Source organism: Nocardia sp. NPDC052566, from assembly GCF_044547285.1.
Taxonomy (GTDB): domain Bacteria; phylum Actinomycetota; class Actinomycetes; order Mycobacteriales; family Mycobacteriaceae; genus Nocardia.
The window spans coordinates 637,635-652,388 of record NZ_JBIUAF010000005.1 but is presented as its reverse complement, the minus strand read 5'-3'; the positions used below and the strand labels follow the sequence as shown (position 1 = coordinate 652,388).

At 68.4% G+C, this 14,754-nt stretch carries 16 protein-coding genes; 5 read left to right on the top strand and 11 right to left on the bottom strand.

All coding sequences use genetic code 11. The features are described from left to right. Positions 1-2: 2 nt before the first annotated feature. A complete protein-coding gene (locus tag ACIG5A_RS27835) occupies positions 3-728 on the bottom strand; it encodes a hypothetical protein (protein ID WP_397245152.1) in 726 nt (241 codons plus the stop codon). A gap of 215 nt (positions 729-943) precedes the next feature. Between ACIG5A_RS27835 and ACIG5A_RS27830 the strand changes: the two genes are divergently transcribed. Beyond that, positions 944-1,993, top strand: coding sequence for an aminotransferase class V-fold PLP-dependent enzyme (locus tag ACIG5A_RS27830; RefSeq protein WP_397245150.1), 1,050 nt, complete (start codon positions 944-946; stop codon positions 1,991-1,993). 10 nt (positions 1,994-2,003) lie between these two features. On the opposite strand, the gene ACIG5A_RS27825 is transcribed toward ACIG5A_RS27830, so the two are convergent. Further along, positions 2,004-3,077, bottom strand: a complete 1,074-nt coding sequence (locus tag ACIG5A_RS27825) for a diacylglycerol kinase (protein WP_397245148.1) — start codon at positions 3,075-3,077, stop codon at positions 2,004-2,006. 1 nt (position 3,078) lies between these two features. Next, positions 3,079-3,870, bottom strand: a complete 792-nt coding sequence (locus ACIG5A_RS27820; protein ID WP_397245146.1) for an SDR family oxidoreductase — start codon at positions 3,868-3,870, stop codon at positions 3,079-3,081. Between the two features lie 186 nt (positions 3,871-4,056). Here ACIG5A_RS27820 and ACIG5A_RS27815 point away from each other — a divergent pair, with 186 nt between their 5' ends. Then, positions 4,057-4,956 carry a helix-turn-helix domain-containing protein gene (locus ACIG5A_RS27815; RefSeq protein WP_397245144.1) on the top strand — a complete coding sequence of 300 codons (900 nt, stop codon included), beginning with the start codon at positions 4,057-4,059 and terminating at the stop codon, positions 4,954-4,956. A gap of 233 nt (positions 4,957-5,189) precedes the next feature. Here the strand turns inward: ACIG5A_RS27815 and ACIG5A_RS27810 are convergent, their stop codons facing one another. The 3 genes from ACIG5A_RS27810 to ACIG5A_RS27800 all read right to left on the bottom strand — a co-directional run bounded on the left by ACIG5A_RS27810 (position 5,190) and on the right by ACIG5A_RS27800 (position 8,897). Next, a complete protein-coding gene (locus ACIG5A_RS27810) occupies positions 5,190-6,185 on the bottom strand; it encodes a TAXI family TRAP transporter solute-binding subunit (RefSeq protein ID WP_397245142.1) in 996 nt (331 codons plus the stop codon). Further along, on the bottom strand, positions 6,182-8,179 hold the full coding sequence (locus ACIG5A_RS27805; RefSeq protein WP_397245926.1) for a TRAP transporter permease: 1,998 nt from the start codon (positions 8,177-8,179) through the stop codon (positions 6,182-6,184). Before ACIG5A_RS27805 ends, ACIG5A_RS27810 begins: the two co-directional genes overlap by 4 nt. 319 nt (positions 8,180-8,498) lie before the next feature. Continuing rightward, positions 8,499-8,897: a nuclear transport factor 2 family protein gene (locus ACIG5A_RS27800; protein ID WP_397245140.1), complete on the bottom strand. Its 399-nt coding sequence runs from the start codon at positions 8,895-8,897 to the stop codon at positions 8,499-8,501. Between the two features lie 65 nt (positions 8,898-8,962). Between ACIG5A_RS27800 and ACIG5A_RS27795 the strand changes: the two genes are divergently transcribed. Then, positions 8,963-9,934, top strand: a complete 972-nt coding sequence (locus ACIG5A_RS27795) for a DUF2332 domain-containing protein (RefSeq protein ID WP_397245138.1) — start codon at positions 8,963-8,965, stop codon at positions 9,932-9,934. A gap of 178 nt (positions 9,935-10,112) precedes the next feature. Here ACIG5A_RS27795 and ACIG5A_RS27790 read toward each other — a convergent pair whose 3' ends face one another. The 3 genes from ACIG5A_RS27790 to ACIG5A_RS27780 are packed head-to-tail and all read right to left on the bottom strand — an operon-like array spanning position 10,113 to position 11,436. Continuing rightward, positions 10,113-10,877, bottom strand: a complete 765-nt coding sequence (locus ACIG5A_RS27790) for a tyrosine-protein phosphatase (RefSeq protein ID WP_397245135.1) — start codon at positions 10,875-10,877, stop codon at positions 10,113-10,115. Positions 10,878-10,882: 5 nt separating this feature from the next. Next, positions 10,883-11,203, bottom strand: coding sequence for a hypothetical protein (locus tag ACIG5A_RS27785; protein WP_397245133.1), 321 nt, complete (start codon positions 11,201-11,203; stop codon positions 10,883-10,885). Continuing rightward, positions 11,200-11,436: a hypothetical protein gene (locus ACIG5A_RS27780; RefSeq protein WP_397245131.1), complete on the bottom strand. Its 237-nt coding sequence runs from the start codon at positions 11,434-11,436 to the stop codon at positions 11,200-11,202. The genes ACIG5A_RS27785 and ACIG5A_RS27780 overlap by 4 nt, the downstream gene beginning before the upstream one ends. Positions 11,437-11,490: 54 nt before the next feature. On the opposite strand from ACIG5A_RS27780, the gene ACIG5A_RS27775 reads away from it, so the two are divergent. Beyond that, positions 11,491-11,949: a hypothetical protein gene (locus ACIG5A_RS27775; RefSeq protein ID WP_397245129.1), complete on the top strand. Its 459-nt coding sequence runs from the start codon at positions 11,491-11,493 to the stop codon at positions 11,947-11,949. 113 nt (positions 11,950-12,062) lie between these two features. Here ACIG5A_RS27775 and ACIG5A_RS27770 read toward each other — a convergent pair whose 3' ends face one another. After that, on the bottom strand, positions 12,063-12,983 hold the full coding sequence (locus tag ACIG5A_RS27770; protein ID WP_397245127.1) for a type IV toxin-antitoxin system AbiEi family antitoxin domain-containing protein: 921 nt from the start codon (positions 12,981-12,983) through the stop codon (positions 12,063-12,065). 291 nt (positions 12,984-13,274) lie between these two features. Here ACIG5A_RS27770 and ACIG5A_RS27765 point away from each other — a divergent pair, with 291 nt between their 5' ends. Continuing rightward, complete coding sequence (locus ACIG5A_RS27765; protein WP_397245125.1) at positions 13,275-14,153, top strand: glycosyl hydrolase family 32; 879 nt, start codon at positions 13,275-13,277, stop codon at positions 14,151-14,153. On the opposite strand, the gene ACIG5A_RS27760 is transcribed toward ACIG5A_RS27765, so the two are convergent. After that, a complete protein-coding gene (locus ACIG5A_RS27760) occupies positions 14,110-14,724 on the bottom strand; it encodes a TetR family transcriptional regulator (RefSeq protein ID WP_397245123.1) in 615 nt (204 codons plus the stop codon). The genes ACIG5A_RS27765 and ACIG5A_RS27760 overlap by 44 nt on opposite strands. Positions 14,725-14,754 lie beyond the last annotated feature (30 nt).

Below are 14,754 nucleotides of genomic sequence, written 5' to 3'. Positions count from 1 at the left end.
ACTCACACCTGCGCGGGCAACTTCGCGCAGGTGTCGGCCGCAGGGAGCTCCTCGGCCAGGTAGATGGTCTGCGCCGCCATCTGGAGTCCGGCCATCTTCTCCCGGAACACCTCGATCGACTCCTCGGGGTGTATCGAATCGATGACGGCGTACGGGCCGAGTGCGTTGAACTGATGGGAGACGCCGCGCGGTATTTGCATATCGACCCAGGAATTCTCCGGAACAATGGCGTTGTACCGCGGAAGTTCGATCTCGTCGGGGCCGTCGGGAAATATGTCGGTGAACAACTGCAGCCGGAACGGTGTCACGCCGTCGACGTATCCGATATCGAACGGCGACAAACTGCACACCCGAATCCTGGTGTCCGGCCCTGTCATTATTCGCACGAAACGCGGGCCGGTGTGCAGGTGCATCCGCGCGCAGAAGTCGACATCGCCGACATCGCCGAAATCCATCAGGTACCGATCGGCGGAGAAGCCGTCGAACGGCTTGTCCAGCAGATAGACGTCGCCCTCCTCGAAGCTCTGCGCCCGGACGACGCCGTCGCCGTCCCGCGCGCGGGCGGCATCGGCGCCGTGCGCGTCACGAACGACACCGCGCAAAGCGATGACGACGGCAAGCGCCGCGTCGGCATCCAATTCCACCACCGGGGTCAGGCGGCATTCACCCGCATCCCGAAATTCCGTGACGTCGTGCACCTCGTCGACCGCATCGGCATCACGCTTCATCCCATTCTCCACCCGTCGAATTCTGCCCGAGCCGCCACGCCGGCTCCGAGCGTTTTCCGGGCGGTTTCCCTAAGGGACAGTTAGGAATTCGATCGACGGAACATTTCGGCGCCGCGGCCGGTCGGGGGGGCGCGGCGGTCGGGCCGTCTCGAATTCGGTCCACTATTCGGCCGCTGGCGCTGGACGGCGCCCGGCGGCCGGCGGATGCTGCGAGTATGTCTTCCCTTGCGCCGCACGACTTCAGCCCGGAAACCACCTACCTCAACACCGCCTCGTTCGGGCTCCCGCCCGCCAGGGCGACCGCCGCACTCCAGGAAGCCACCACCACCTGGGCGGCCGGGCGCGGCGGACCGATGATCCACGATCACCTGGTGCCACAGCTGCGCGCCGGATTCGCCCGGCTGCTCGACGGCGCGACCGCCGACGATATCGCGCTCGGCGCCAACGTGGCAGGCATGATCGCGCCCGTCTCGCAGGCGCTGCCGCCGGGCGCCGAAGTACTGCTTGCCGAGGGCGAATTCTCCTCGGTCTCCATGCCTTTCGTACACCGCGGCGATCTCGCCGTGCGCTTCGTGCCGCTGGAGCGGCTGGCCGCGGAGGTGCGGCCGGAGACGGCGCTCGTCGTGGTCAGCGTGGTGCAGTCGGCCGACGGCCGGGTGACCGATATGGCGGTGCTGCGCGAGGCCACCAGGGCCAACGGCGCGCGGCTGCTCGCCGATGCCACGCAGGCGGCGAGCTGGCTGCCGCTGCGCTTCGCCGATGCCGACTACTGGGTCGGCGCGACGTTCAAGTGGCTGATCGGCGCGCGCAGCGTGACCTTCTTCGCGGTCGGGCCGGAGGCGGGCGGGCACATTCGCCCGGTCGGGCCGGGCTGGTATGCCGCCGCGGACGCGTGGGCCGAGCTGTACAACCCGATCGCGTTGCCCGCCACCGCCCGTCGCTTCGATGCCACGCCGGACTGGTTCGGCGTCGTCGCGGCAGTGTCCGGCCTCGAACTGATCGAGGAGCTCACCGTCGAGAAGATCGGGGCGCACAACCTCGAACTGGCCGAGAGCTTCCGCAACGGGCTGATCGAGCGCGGCTATCACCCCGTGCCGGGCGATTCGGCGATCGTCGCGGTGCCCGGCGCGGGCGCGGAGGCGGATCGACTGGAGCAGGCGGGTGTCATCGCCTCGGCGCGCAATGGCGGATTGCGCTTCGCCTTCCACCTCTACAACGACGCCACCGATATCGACAGGGCACTCGAAGCCCTTGGGACACAGTAGGTTCCGTCGATCACGGCAGGCGCACCGCCGGGCGGGTGATCAGCGGGAGGTCGAGCGCCGTCAGGATGCCCGGCGCTGCCTCGACCACCGCAGGCACCGCGTTCACGATGCGCATGCCGGTGGCGAGCAGGGTCGCGTAGTTGTGGTCGCCGTGCGCGCTGGAGGTGACCAGGTCCAGCGCGTAGTTCGGGTCACCGGTCAGCTCCACCCGATAGGAGCCCTCGGGATGGGCCGGTTGCGGCCAGTCGGGGCACAGGTCGGGGCGCAGCCGGGTGACGTGCTCCAGCACCGTCACCGGCTCACCGCCCACCGTGCCGCGCACCTCGAAACGCAGTGCGGCGGCGGTGCCTTCGGCGATGTGACCGGTGAGAATATCGAACGATTCCGGTGCCGGGATCCGCTCGTAGGTCTCGGTGACCGCCTCCAGCGTGACGCCGATGCCCGCGGCGAGCTGACGCACGGTGCCGCCCCAGGCCAGCGACAGGACGCCCGGCTGCAGCAGCAGCGGCGTCTCGTCGAGCGGTTTGCCGAAACCCATGATGTCGAACATGACCTCACGGTTGTCGTAGCTGGCGTAGTCGACGATCTCCATACAGCGCAGCTGCTCGACCCGCAGGCAGGTGCCCGCGAGCGCAAGCGGCAGGAGATCGTTGGCGAAGCCGGGGTCGATGCCGTTCACCCACAGCGACGAATTGCCCTGTGCCGCGGCCTCTTGGATCGGCTTCAGCAGATTGTCCGGCAAGACGCCGTAGGGGTACTGGAAGAACACCGGCGCGCACGCCACCACATTGATGCCCGCCGACAGCAGCCAGCGCAGGTCCTCGATCGCCTCCAGCAGGCGGTTGTCGGTCATCGAGCAGTAGACGACGCAGTCCGGTTTCACGGCCAGGATGGCGTCGGGATCGGTGGTCGCCCTGACGCCGACCGGATGGTCCAGTCCGGCAAGGACTCCCGCATCCACCCCGCCCTTCGCCGGGCCGGACACCCATACACCGGCCAGGTCCAGGTCCGGATTGTTGATGATGCCGGTCAGCGCGTGTCTGCCGACATTGCCTGTCCCCCATTGCACTACGCGATATGTCATGTCACAGATCCGGAATCGGGAGGTCGAGGTTCGGAGCGATGAGGCCACCGTCCGGTTCGAGCACCTTACCCGTGACGTACCTGCCCGCGGGCGAAACCAAATATAGTGCGGCGGCGGCGATGTCCTCGGGATCACCGAGGGTGTGCAGCGGGGTCTTGGCTTCGAGTTCGGTGCGCATGGCGTCATTGCTCGCGACGATCTCCAGCGCGGAGGTCAGGATCGAGCCCGGCGCAATGGCATTCACCCGGATGCGCGGGTTCAGATCCAGCGCCGCGAGCCTAGTGTAGTGCGCGAGTGCGGCTTTCGCGGTGCCGTAGGCGGCGAAAGCGCGACCGGGCAGCCTGCCCATGGTCGAGGTGATGTTGACGATCGAGCCGCCGCCCGCGGTGTCGATGATGCGCGGGACGGCCGCGCGGATCAGGGCGTGCGCGTTGGTGACGTTGAAGTTGAACGCCTGCACGAGTGCGTCGGGGGTGGTGTCGAGCAGGGGGCACGGCATCGCGCCGCCGACATTGTTGACCACGATGTCGAGACGGCCGAACTGGTCGACGGCGGTGGCGGCCAGCGCGGCGGTCGCGTCCGGGTCGCTCAGGTCGGCGGCGACGGTGTGGGCGCGCTTGCCGGCCGCGGCGACCCGTTCGGCCACCTCGTCCAGCTGGCTCTCGGTGCGTGCGGCGATCACCACATCCGCACCCGCCTCGGCGAACGCGACCGCGATCGCGGCGCCCAGGCCGCGGCCCGCGCCGGTGACGACGGCGACCTGACCGTCTATGCGGAATCTGTCCAGGATCATTCGTGCTCCCTCATCGTGCCGCGTCCTGAGTCGTCGGGTCGGCGGAGCCGACCGGGTGCGGCCGTCGAATCGGCGACGACGCTCGGCGACTCCTCGCCCGCACACACGTTGTCGAATATCCGACGTCAACTGTCGTAATATTCGTCATCGTAGAGTCGTTCACCCACCGCACACAAGGGGTTCGCCATGCACCGACCGACGCCGGAACCGCTGCTGGTTGCCGAGCGCTCACCGTCGCCGCCCACGCGCCGGGTCATCGATATCGTCTCGCTGCTCGCCGCGACACCCGAGCCGATCAGCGTGGCCGCCATCGCCGATCGGCTCGATATCGCGCGCGCCACCGCGACCGCGATTCTGGCCGAATTGGATGCGGCCGGTTGGGTACTGCGCGATCCGAACCGCGGCTACGGACTCGGGCACGCACTGGCCGGGCTGCGCGGACCCGTCTTGCCGAGCAGTGTCGGTGACATCCTCGAAACACTCACCGAACGCACCGGATGCGGCGCGACGCTCAGCCGGATCGAGCCGGACCGCCTCACCGTGCTCGACGTCCGGCACGGCACCGACCGCGTCGTTCCGGGAATCCCGGTCGGACACCGCATTCCACTGCAATTCCCGGCGGGCGCGAGCGTGATGCCGTGGCGCAGCGCCGCCGAGCAGAACACCTGGCTCAACACCGCACCCGAATCCGACCGCCGCACAGCGGGTTCGCTGCTCTCGCTGGTCCGCGATCGCGGCATCGCCGTCTTCCGCCCGCGCGCCGACGACGCGGGCACCGTCGAACTACTCGCCGATCTACTCAGCGCAATGGGAACCGAACTTCCCCAACCTCAGCTACGCACCCGCGCCCTCCGCCAACTCGCCACACTCACCGCACGCCCGTTCACCAAGGCCGAACTGGACTCCGACGCAGCCCTCCCCCTCGCCTACCTCGCCGCCCCGGTTTTCGCCCCCACCGGCACCGCCGCCTACGAGGTCCAGCTCGGCCCACTCCGCACCTCGACCACCAAACCCGAACGCGCCGAATACATCACCGCCACCCTCGCTGCCGCCCGCGCACTGACCACCGCCCTCACAACCGCCTGACCCAATCACGAGGGCCGCGACACGCAAGTCCGGATCGCCGCGCTCGAACCGCAGTGGGCGCGCAATCGCGATGCGAGGAGCACATCCCGCGCGAAGAGGGTGCAAGCTGCCGTGGTCATGCGCGAATTGCAGTGGGTGCCATCACGCACGAAGGTCACGTTTGCGTGCGAAGTAGGTTTGCGCACAGTCGCGCTCGGCATCCTCGGATTCGCCGTCGGCGAGCAGTTGCCGTGCTACTTGTTCAGGAAGTAGAGGGCGCCGCGGTTCAGGGGTACCGGGTCGGTGTTGCGGGCGTTCTCGCGGGTGATGCCCTTGGCGGCGGAGTTGGCCTGTTCCAGTTGGGGTTTGCGGTCGAAGAGGGTTTTGGTGAGGACGCAGGCCAGGTTGGCGTCGACATCGTCGCGGACGAGCAGCACGTTGGGGACGACGATGGTTTTCGCGTCGGCGGTCAGGCCGTAGGTGGCGGCCGGGATGGTGCCCGCCTCGTAGACGGGGCTGATCTTCTTCATGCCGGCGAGCTGGTCGGTGATGTCGAGGAAGGCGACCTTGTCCTTGGCCGAAGTGAACAGGTCGGTGATGCCGGGGGTCGGCAGGCCGCCGGAGAAGAACATGGCGTCGATCGAGCCGTCCTTCATACCGTCGACAGTTTTGGTGAGATCCAGGCGCTGGGCCGAGATGTCGCCGTCGGGATTCAGGCCCGCGGCTTGCAGTACACGCTGCGCGATCACCTCGGTGCCGGATTTCGGCGAACCGGTGGAGACCCGCTTACCGCGCATATCCGCGACCGATTTGATGCCGGCCCCGTTGCGCACGATCACCTGGGTGTAATTGGGGTACAGCCGCGAGAGTGCTTGCACCGGTTGCTTTTTGCCGTCGAAGCCGCCCGTGCCTAGCACGGCGTCGGCGGCGCTGTCGGCGAGGGAGAAGGCGACCTGATAGTTGCCGGCCACCAGCTGCTGGATATTCTGCACGGACGCACCGGTTTCGGCGGCGGTCGCCTTCACCTTGCCGTCGGTCGCCTGCGAGATCTGGTCGGCGTAGGCATTGCCGAGGGCGAAGTACACACCGGTCGCGTTGCCGGTGGCGATGCCGATCCTGGTGTCCTGCTTCACCTCACAACTCACCTGCGCGCCCGCGTCGCTCTTCGGGGCGTCACGGCGTCCCCCACAGCCCGCGATCAACCCCACCGCCAATAGTGCTACGGCGGCTACCTTCACAACTCTTCTCATGTCGTCCTCCTTCGATCGAGCAGAGTGATCCCGACGGCGGCGGCGAGCGCGGCGATGCCCGCGATCAGCGCCCCCGGTTCCAGGTACAGCAGCATCAGCCCGCCGAAGCCCGCGAGCATCCGCGCGGGCGCCCTGGCCGGGCCGACACCGAGAATCCAGCCGCCGGTGGCGGCCGCGAGCGCGCCGACGCCGAGGCAGGCCACCGCGGTCGTCCACAGCACGCCGAGGATCGGGCCGTGGCCGAGCAGGTATTCGCCGGGGCCGGTGAGCACGAACACCACCGGCACCAGGAACGCGGGCAGCGCGTACTTCAGCGCCTGCCACATCGTCGCGACGGTGCGCGCGCCGGTGATCGCCGCGGCGCCGACGGCGGCCAGTGCGGTCGGCGGCGTCACCTCCGACAGCACCGAGTAGTAGAAGACGAACATGGCCGCGGCGGGCGGCGGCACCTCGAGTGCGAGCAGCGCGGGGCCGATGATCGCCCAGCCGATGATGAACGACGCGGTCACCGGCACCGCGAGACCGAGCAGCGCCAGCGCGACGGCCGCGAACACCACCGTGGCCGCCAGCACCACGGTGTGGTTGTCGGACAACGCCTTTGCCGCGCGCACCAGCAGCGCGGCGAGCTGCGCACCGAGACCGGTCTTGGTGGTCATCGCGGTGATCACACCCGCCGAGGCACAGACCGCGACCACCGGCAGCGCCGAGCGCACGCCACTGCCGAGCGCGTAGAACACCCGGCGCGGCGATAACCCGGCCGTGCGAGTTCGCTTGTCCAAGAAGGTGAGTGCGAACGCGAGCGCGGTGGCGTACACGACCGCGCGGGTGGCGCTCACCCCGATCAGCAACAGCACAACGATCGCGATCAGCGACAGGAAGTGGTAGCCGAACCGGGCGAGCAGCCGCCAGATCGACGTGCTCGCGATATCGACCGGTCTGGTGCCGAGCCTGCGCGCATCGATCTCCACCGCGAGCAGGATCCCGAGGTAGTAGAGCAGCGTGGGGATCATCGCCCAGCCGAGCACCGTCACGTAGGAGACGTCGAGGTATTCGGCGACGATGAAGGCGGCGACACCGAGCGTCGGCGGGGACAGGATGGCGCCGACGCCCGCGGCGGCGAGCATGCCGCCCGCCTGCTCGGGCGGATAGCCCGCGCGTTTGAGGATCGGCCAGGTCACCGCGCCGACGCTGACGGCGGTCGCGGTGCCGGAGCCCGAGACCGTACCGAGCAGGAAACCCGAAGCGACCGTTGTGCGTCCGGCCGCGGTGCGCGACCTGCGGAAGGCGGAGACCGACAGGTCGACGAAGAACTGTGCGGCGCCGGAGAATTCGAGTACCGCGCCGTAGAGTGTGAACAGCACGATGTAGGTCGCCGCGACATCCAGTGGGGTGCCGTAGAACCCGCTGCCCGAGTTGTAGAGCGCGTCGACGATCTGACCGAAATCCAGTCCGGCGTGGGCGATCGTCCACTGTTGCGGTAACAGCCCGCCGTAGTAGCCGTAGGCGAGGAAGACCAGGCAGACCGCCGGGAGCACCCAGCCCGTCGTGCGGCGGCAGGCCTCGAGGATGAGCACGAGCAGCACGGCGCCCATGACGACGTCCATCGGATCCAACAGTCCCTGCCGATCCAGGAAGGCGTTGTATCCGCCGCCACCCGAGCCGATTGCCCACGGCAGCACCGGATATAGGCATACGAACACCGCGACGACCGCGAGCACCCAGTCGAAGACGCCGGGTAGCTCACCCCGATCCAGCCACCGCACACCGGACCGGTACGCGAGGAATACCACCGGCAACGTGCCCGCGAGGAACACCACCAGGTAGTACTGACTCCCCTGCGCCAGCGGCCGGAACACCTGCCACAGCACCAGAATCGCCACCGCGAACGCCGCCGTCGCGACGGCGCGCTCGGTCCAGCCGCTCAATACCCGTGCCGGCCGCTCCTCGTCGTCGACCTCGATAACGGGAGCCCGATCCGCATCGGGCGCAACCACATCGGGTACTTCCCCCGGAATCACCGCGGCATCCGCAGCCTCCGCCGCGACGGCCGCCCGTTCCTTCTCCGGCCCCACCGAACCCTGCCCTTCCACCGGCACACCGGCGCCACGTGCGCGCCGTACGTACCCGACAAGCCGAGACGATAGCAACGCCCGAGCCCCCGCACACCGCAAATGGTGGTGTGGCCGCCCCTGCCGACGTGCGGCGCCACAGTCGGGACGCACCAAGGCAATCGGTAGCCGGGATCGGAAGCCACTCGGCCTGCGGGATCGGGGTGGGCGGCGACCCTATCGAGCGGGTGGCAGATCTCGGATCTCAGCGGCCGAGCGGTGCACGGCGTGCGGTGACGGTGCGATGGGCGATGCGCCACCCGTTCCCCGTGCTGACGACCACGTCGCGGTAGACAACGCTCGCGCAGGTTCCGTCGGCGTTGACACCGATTCCCTTGGACCGGACCACGATCGCACCATCGATCTCGGTGACGATCACGTTCGTGACGTGATGCCCCACCGGATTGGCGTCGCCGAGCGCGTCGGCGGCCGCCCGCAAGGCCGGAATCCCTTGCAGCACACCCGCACCGAAGTCCGTCAGGTCGTAGATCACGTCCTCGGTGCACAGCTCGTCCATCCGATCGAGCTCACCCGCGTCCACGAGATGCCCATGCCACGCGATCAATTCGGCGATCTCCAGCCGCTCCTGCACCGACAGCGTCATCCCGCACACGCTACGCACCCGAACGCCGACCCGCCCTGGCGTAAGCGCAGTCGTACTGTCGTGCCATGGATACCGCGCACCGCTACCGTCGATTCGCCGAGCTCGAGACGCGCGATTATTCGCCGCTGTACGAGCAGTGGTGCCACGGCATCGCCGACGCCCCTGAGCTGCTCGCACTCATCGACCAGCTGCCGGAGGCCAAGCGGCAGCCGAATCTGATCCTCGGCGCGGCGCGCTACCTCGGTGTCCCGCTCGGGCCGTTTCCCGAGTTCAGGGACTGGTTGAGCGCCAAATGGCCCGAGGTCAGCGAGATCGCGATGACCCATCGCACGCAGACCAACGAGGCGGGCCGCGCGGCAACGCTCTTGCCCGCCCTGGCGATGAATTCCGGTGCGCCGGTGGCGCTCATCGAGATCGGCGCCTCCGCCGGACTGTGCCTGTACCCGGACCGATACAGCTACCGCTACGACAGCGCCGCCATCGACCCCGACGGCGGCCCGTCTCCGGTGGTGCTGACCTGCACGACCTCTGGCCACCCACCGATCCCGGAAACCCTTCCGCAGGTGATGTACCGGGCCGGAGTCGACCTCGATCCGCTCGATGTCACCGACGCCGACGACATGCGCTGGCTCGAATGCCTCGTCTGGCCCGAACAGCAGGACCGCCTCGAGCGCCTGCGCGGCGCGGTCGCCATCGCCCGGCAGGACCCGCCACACCTGGTCGCGGGCGACCTCAACGACACCATCGCAGACCTGGTGCACGCCGCACCGCGCGACGCCCACGTCATCGTCTTCGGCAGTGCCGTCCTGCTCTACCTCGACCCCGAAGCGCGCATCCGATTCCTGGACACCATGCGCGCCCTGCGCTGCACCTGGATCACCAACGAGGGCAACGAGATCATCCCCTTCGACCGCCCCGTCCCGCCGAACGCCGCCATCGAATCCCGCCGCCAATTCATCCTGGCCCGCAACGGTATTCCCCTCGCCTATACCGGCCCGCACGGGCAGACCCTGGACTGGTTCGGCACGGGCGACTAGGGCCTGTTCCTCTGCCGCACGGACACTCTTCGCCGATTTCCACTCGAATCGAGCCGATCGGAACGAAAAGTGTCCGCTCAGCCGAGCAGCGCCGCGTATACGCACCCCGCTGAGCTGCCCCGGGGCCCGTTGCGTTGTCGCCGAGCGCTCGCAGCACGGCCCCATCCGGCGGATCGGGTCAGCGGTCGATCAGCACTTCACGGAGCCGGGTCAGCTCATCCGTGGTCAGGCCGTTGGCGAGCAGCCATTGATCCGCGCCCCCGTGCGTGCTGTGCAAATCGGTCAGGAAGTCGACGATGACTTCCGGGTGCACCGCGAGGATCCCGGTACTCAGTGGCGGCAGCCCGTGGTAGGAGGGCAGCGCGTCGAGGCGGGTGCGGATGCGTTCCATGCGTTCGGCGGTGAGGCCGTAGTCGGCGGCGATGGCCTCGGCGGGCACACCGACCGCGTCGAGCAGCATCGCGGCCATGATGCCGGTCCGGTCTTTGCCCGCGGCGCAATGGAAGACGACCGAATGATGGTCGACGTCGGCGATCAGGCGCACCGCGGACACCATGGAAGCGGTACTGCCGGTGAGCAGATCGCGATACAGGCCGATGAGATCGTCTTCGTGTCCGCCCGGCACCAGCTCCGCCGGATTGGCCTCGGCCTGATCCGCCTTGCGCACCGGCAGATTCACCAACCGCACCGCGGTGCCGACGAGCCTGCCGTGGCCTTCCCGCTCGGCCTCGTCCGGGTTGCGCAGGTCGACCACCGTGCGCAGCCCGAGCCGGCCGACGAGCAACCCCAGGTCCGCCTCGCTGAGCTGCTGCGGCGTGCTCGATCGGTAGACAACGCCGAAACGCGTGGTCCCACCGCTGATTACCGGAAGCCCGCCCAGATCGCGGGCATTATCGATTTCGGCGAATTCCACCCATCGCCGTTGGGCACTATCGGTATACATGATCGTCAGTGCGCCCGGCCCGCCGCTGCCTCATCGGCCCGGATCGGGCCGCACCGCCCGATCAGGTCTTCGTGCAACTCGAACCACACGGTGTGATAGCTGTCCATGACCGGACGCCCCGCCCAGGAATGCTCGCCCTCGGCGATGCGCGCGAGCCGAGAGGTGCAGCGGGACAGGCGCGGTGCGATCAGGCGCGATAGGCCGGATTCCGGACGGGATTCGGCGGGGGTGTCGCCGGTGAAAGGAGCTGGGGTGTACTGGAATTCGGTGCCGCTGATACCGATCGGATATAGCAGGTCGTGCACCGGAAGGGTCCGGGAGTTCATTCGTCCATGGTCCGCCGGATCCATTGCCGATGAGCGGGTTTCGGTCGCTTGTGCGCGATCGATCCCGGCCGGTCGGCGAGCCTGCGCACGTCGTCGAGTACCACCCGCCCGGACACCTCCGCAGGCCAGACCAGCCCCGGCGTCACCGTCGACGGTGACCATGCACCGGCCGGTGCCGCGACCGCGCCGGGTTCCTGGGCAGCGGGGTGGCGCGTACGTGCCGTCTCGGTCACCAGGACGTCTCAGCACACCCGGAAGCTGAGCGAAAGTCCAGTAGGGTCGCCTGCATGGCTGAGGAAGAGAACTACGAACAGCTGGCCACACCTGCGGAGCGGCAGAGCTGGGCCAAACAGAACAACCTCATGTACGGCGGCATGATCGCCATCGGGGTCGTCATCCTCCAAGGCTTCCTGACCGCCGATCCGCTCGATATCGCGGGCAAGATCTCCGTGATCGGTTTCGCCGTCGCGCTGCCGCTGCTCGCCGTGCTGATCCTGCTCGGCGACCTGCAAACCAACGATCCCTCGGTGCGTTCGAACATCACCGACGAGGCCATCAAGCCACTCGCCCTGTTCAGCTCCCTCAGCGGCGTAGTCGCCGCCTTCTGGCACATCGACTGGCTACCGGGCGTAATCATCCTCGTCACGGGCGTTCTCGCCCTAGGCGTCTACGGCTCCCACTTCACCGACTCCCGCTTCGGCCGAGCCACCCTCCGCCGCCGCCTCACCACCGCCCGCCCCCACTAGCTCCCGCTCCCCCCTGGGTTCCCTCGCTCGTCTTCGCACGCGAGTTCCCATCTTCACAGCCCCGATCACGCGCGCAAGGATCGCAATTCGCGCGCGAAGTCCACTGGCGGAGTTCAACGGTGGGCGCGGGCCATGGCGCGGTGGAAGCGGGTGGCGACGTGGTGGAAGGTGTCCAGGTCGGACCAGGTCCAGCGGACAATTTCGTAGCCGAGGTCGCGGAGGCGGTCCTCGCGTAGCTTTTCCTGGTAGACAACGTTTCCTGGGGTTTGGCCCGGCTTCAGGAGTCGGCCGTATTTGGCAGCGCCGTCGAATTCGCCGATCACACCGTGGTCCGGGAGGTAGAAGTCGACGCGTGCTACGAACTTTCCCTGTGCGTCGAGGACGGTGTACTGGGGGACGGGAGTAGGCAGGTGGTGGCGACTCATCCGGACCCTACTGCGGGATTCGCCGACGCTCTCGCTCCGCCCGTCCAGGAAGTCGATCACTCGGCGGGCCTGTGCCGCACCGGGCCGATGCGGCCGACGTGCCAGGGCCGAATGCAGATCCTCATGGCGGAGGTCGTATTTACGCACGGCGGCGTCCCCGACCACGACGGCCTCTTCGAACGGCAAGGACCTCGCCAGATCGATGACGGTGCGCGTCGGCCCGAGAACCGGAATACCATCGACCTCGACGACCTCGTCCGGATCGAACGCGGCAGCGTGCAGATGCAGTCGAGCAGTCCGGCGGCCGCCGCCCGATCGGGAAACGGTGAAGTGGGAACGCCGGAAGTCGGCCCGCCACAACTCGAGCCCCAGCAACACCGCGGCGGACTCATAGCTCGCCGCGCATCCCTTCCCGACCACCGCTGCGGTCGCGCGCACCCCGAGGGCGTGCCGTCCCTCGACCCCGAGATCCGCGAGCACACCCGCGCGACAGTACGCCCCCGGCCGAATCCGTTCGAACGTGCCGCGTGCCACAAACCGCTGCAGCTCCGCGTCACTGAACCCCGCCGCCAGCGCCTCCGCCCGCCGAACCACCCCATCCCCGTCCACCCCTGAACTCTCCCAACCCCCCGCCCCCACCGCTACCCCTCCCTCCGCATCTGTGGACAACTCCCCCGCTCCGCGCACCAACCCCGCCGCGCGGACCCCGTCCTCGCGCGTGAGTTGGCAACCTCGCACCCCTGATCACCCGCGCGAAGTACGCAACTCCCGCGCGAAGAACCACCCGGCTGGGGATAACGTCCGCTGCCGCACGCAGGTTGAATTCGCGCGCGAGGAAGGGCGCCGCGGGGGGTGGGCGAGTCGCGAACGGAGTGCGGGTGGGGCGGGATGATGGTCGGTATGGTGACGCGGGAAGTGGTGCGAGCGGGGGCGTTCGCCAAGGTCTACGACCCCAGCGCCGGTGCCGATCGCGAGTGGTACATCAACGACCACACCCTCGTCCGGGCCGAGGACGGCGGATGGCACCTGTTCGGGATCACCCATCCGGAGCCCGCCGATCCCTTCCATGAAATCGAGTTCGCCCATGCGACCGCCACCGACCTCCACGGCCCATGGCGCAAGCGCGCCGCCGTGCTGACCGTCGACGAGGAGTACGGCGAGACGCACCTGTGGGCGCCGTTCGTGATCACCTCCGGCGGACGGCATTTCATGTTCTACGCCGGCGGCGGCGCGGATCGCACCAGGGCGGCGATCAATCTCGCGACCTCGAAAGACCTGTGGCACTGGACCCGTCACCCGAGGGGACCGCTGTTCCGCGACGGCTACGACGCACGCGATCCGATGGTGCTGCGCATCGGCGAGAAATGGGTGATGTACTACTGCGCGACGAGCGCGGCGCACGGCGGGCACCACGTGGTCGCCTACCGCCTCAGCAGCGATCTCGTGCACTGGGGTGAGCGCCATATCGCCTACACCGACCCCACCGTCGGCACCGAGGCGGGCAACACCGAGTCACCGTACGTCGTCCGCCACGGCAGCTCCTGGTACCTGTTCATCGGCCCGCGCCCCCGCTACGTCGGCACCGATGTCTTCCGCAGCGACAACCCCTTTCGCTTCCGCATCGGCGACAAGGTCGGCCATATCGCCGCCCACGCCGCCGAACTCGTACAGCACGACGGCCGCTGGTGGATCACCAGCGCGGGCTGGGGCCAGGGCGGCGTGCGCCTGGCGCCGCTCACCTTCCCGAATCCCCGTGCCGGAATCGACGTTCCGCGCTGACGTCGCCGCTCAGCGCGCCCACCATGCGAGCGACCAGGGTCCGGGTCCGGTCGAACGACGCCTCGGTCAACGCGGGTGACCCGACCACCGACCGCATGACGCCCATACCGAGCAGCAGCGCACCGATCAATTCGGCGCGCAGCTGCCGATCGTCGACCGGGAGCCGCTCGGCGATGTCGCCGAGATAGCCCTCGCACAGCTGGGTGCGCAGGTCGTCACGGACACCCTCGTGGCCCGCCGAGCGCAACATCGCCAACAGCGGGTGTTCGCCCCCGAATTCGGGCCACTCGTCGAACACCACATCGCGCAGCATCGCATCGGCGATCGAGACCACCGGCCGATGCCGGTCGGCGGTAACACCTTTCGGTATCTCGACCCGGATCGCCTCGGCGTACAGGCGCTTCTTGGAGCCGAAGTAGCGGAACACCAGCGCGGGATCGACCCCGGCGTCGGCGGCGATATCCCGGACGCCGACGGCATCGAATCCATACCGGGCGAAGCGGATTCGGGCCGCGTCGAGCAGTGCGGACCGGGTGGCCGCGCGATCGCGGCGGCGAGCGGTGTCGGCCATGAAGTCATCCTAAGTCACCAAATGTTGACT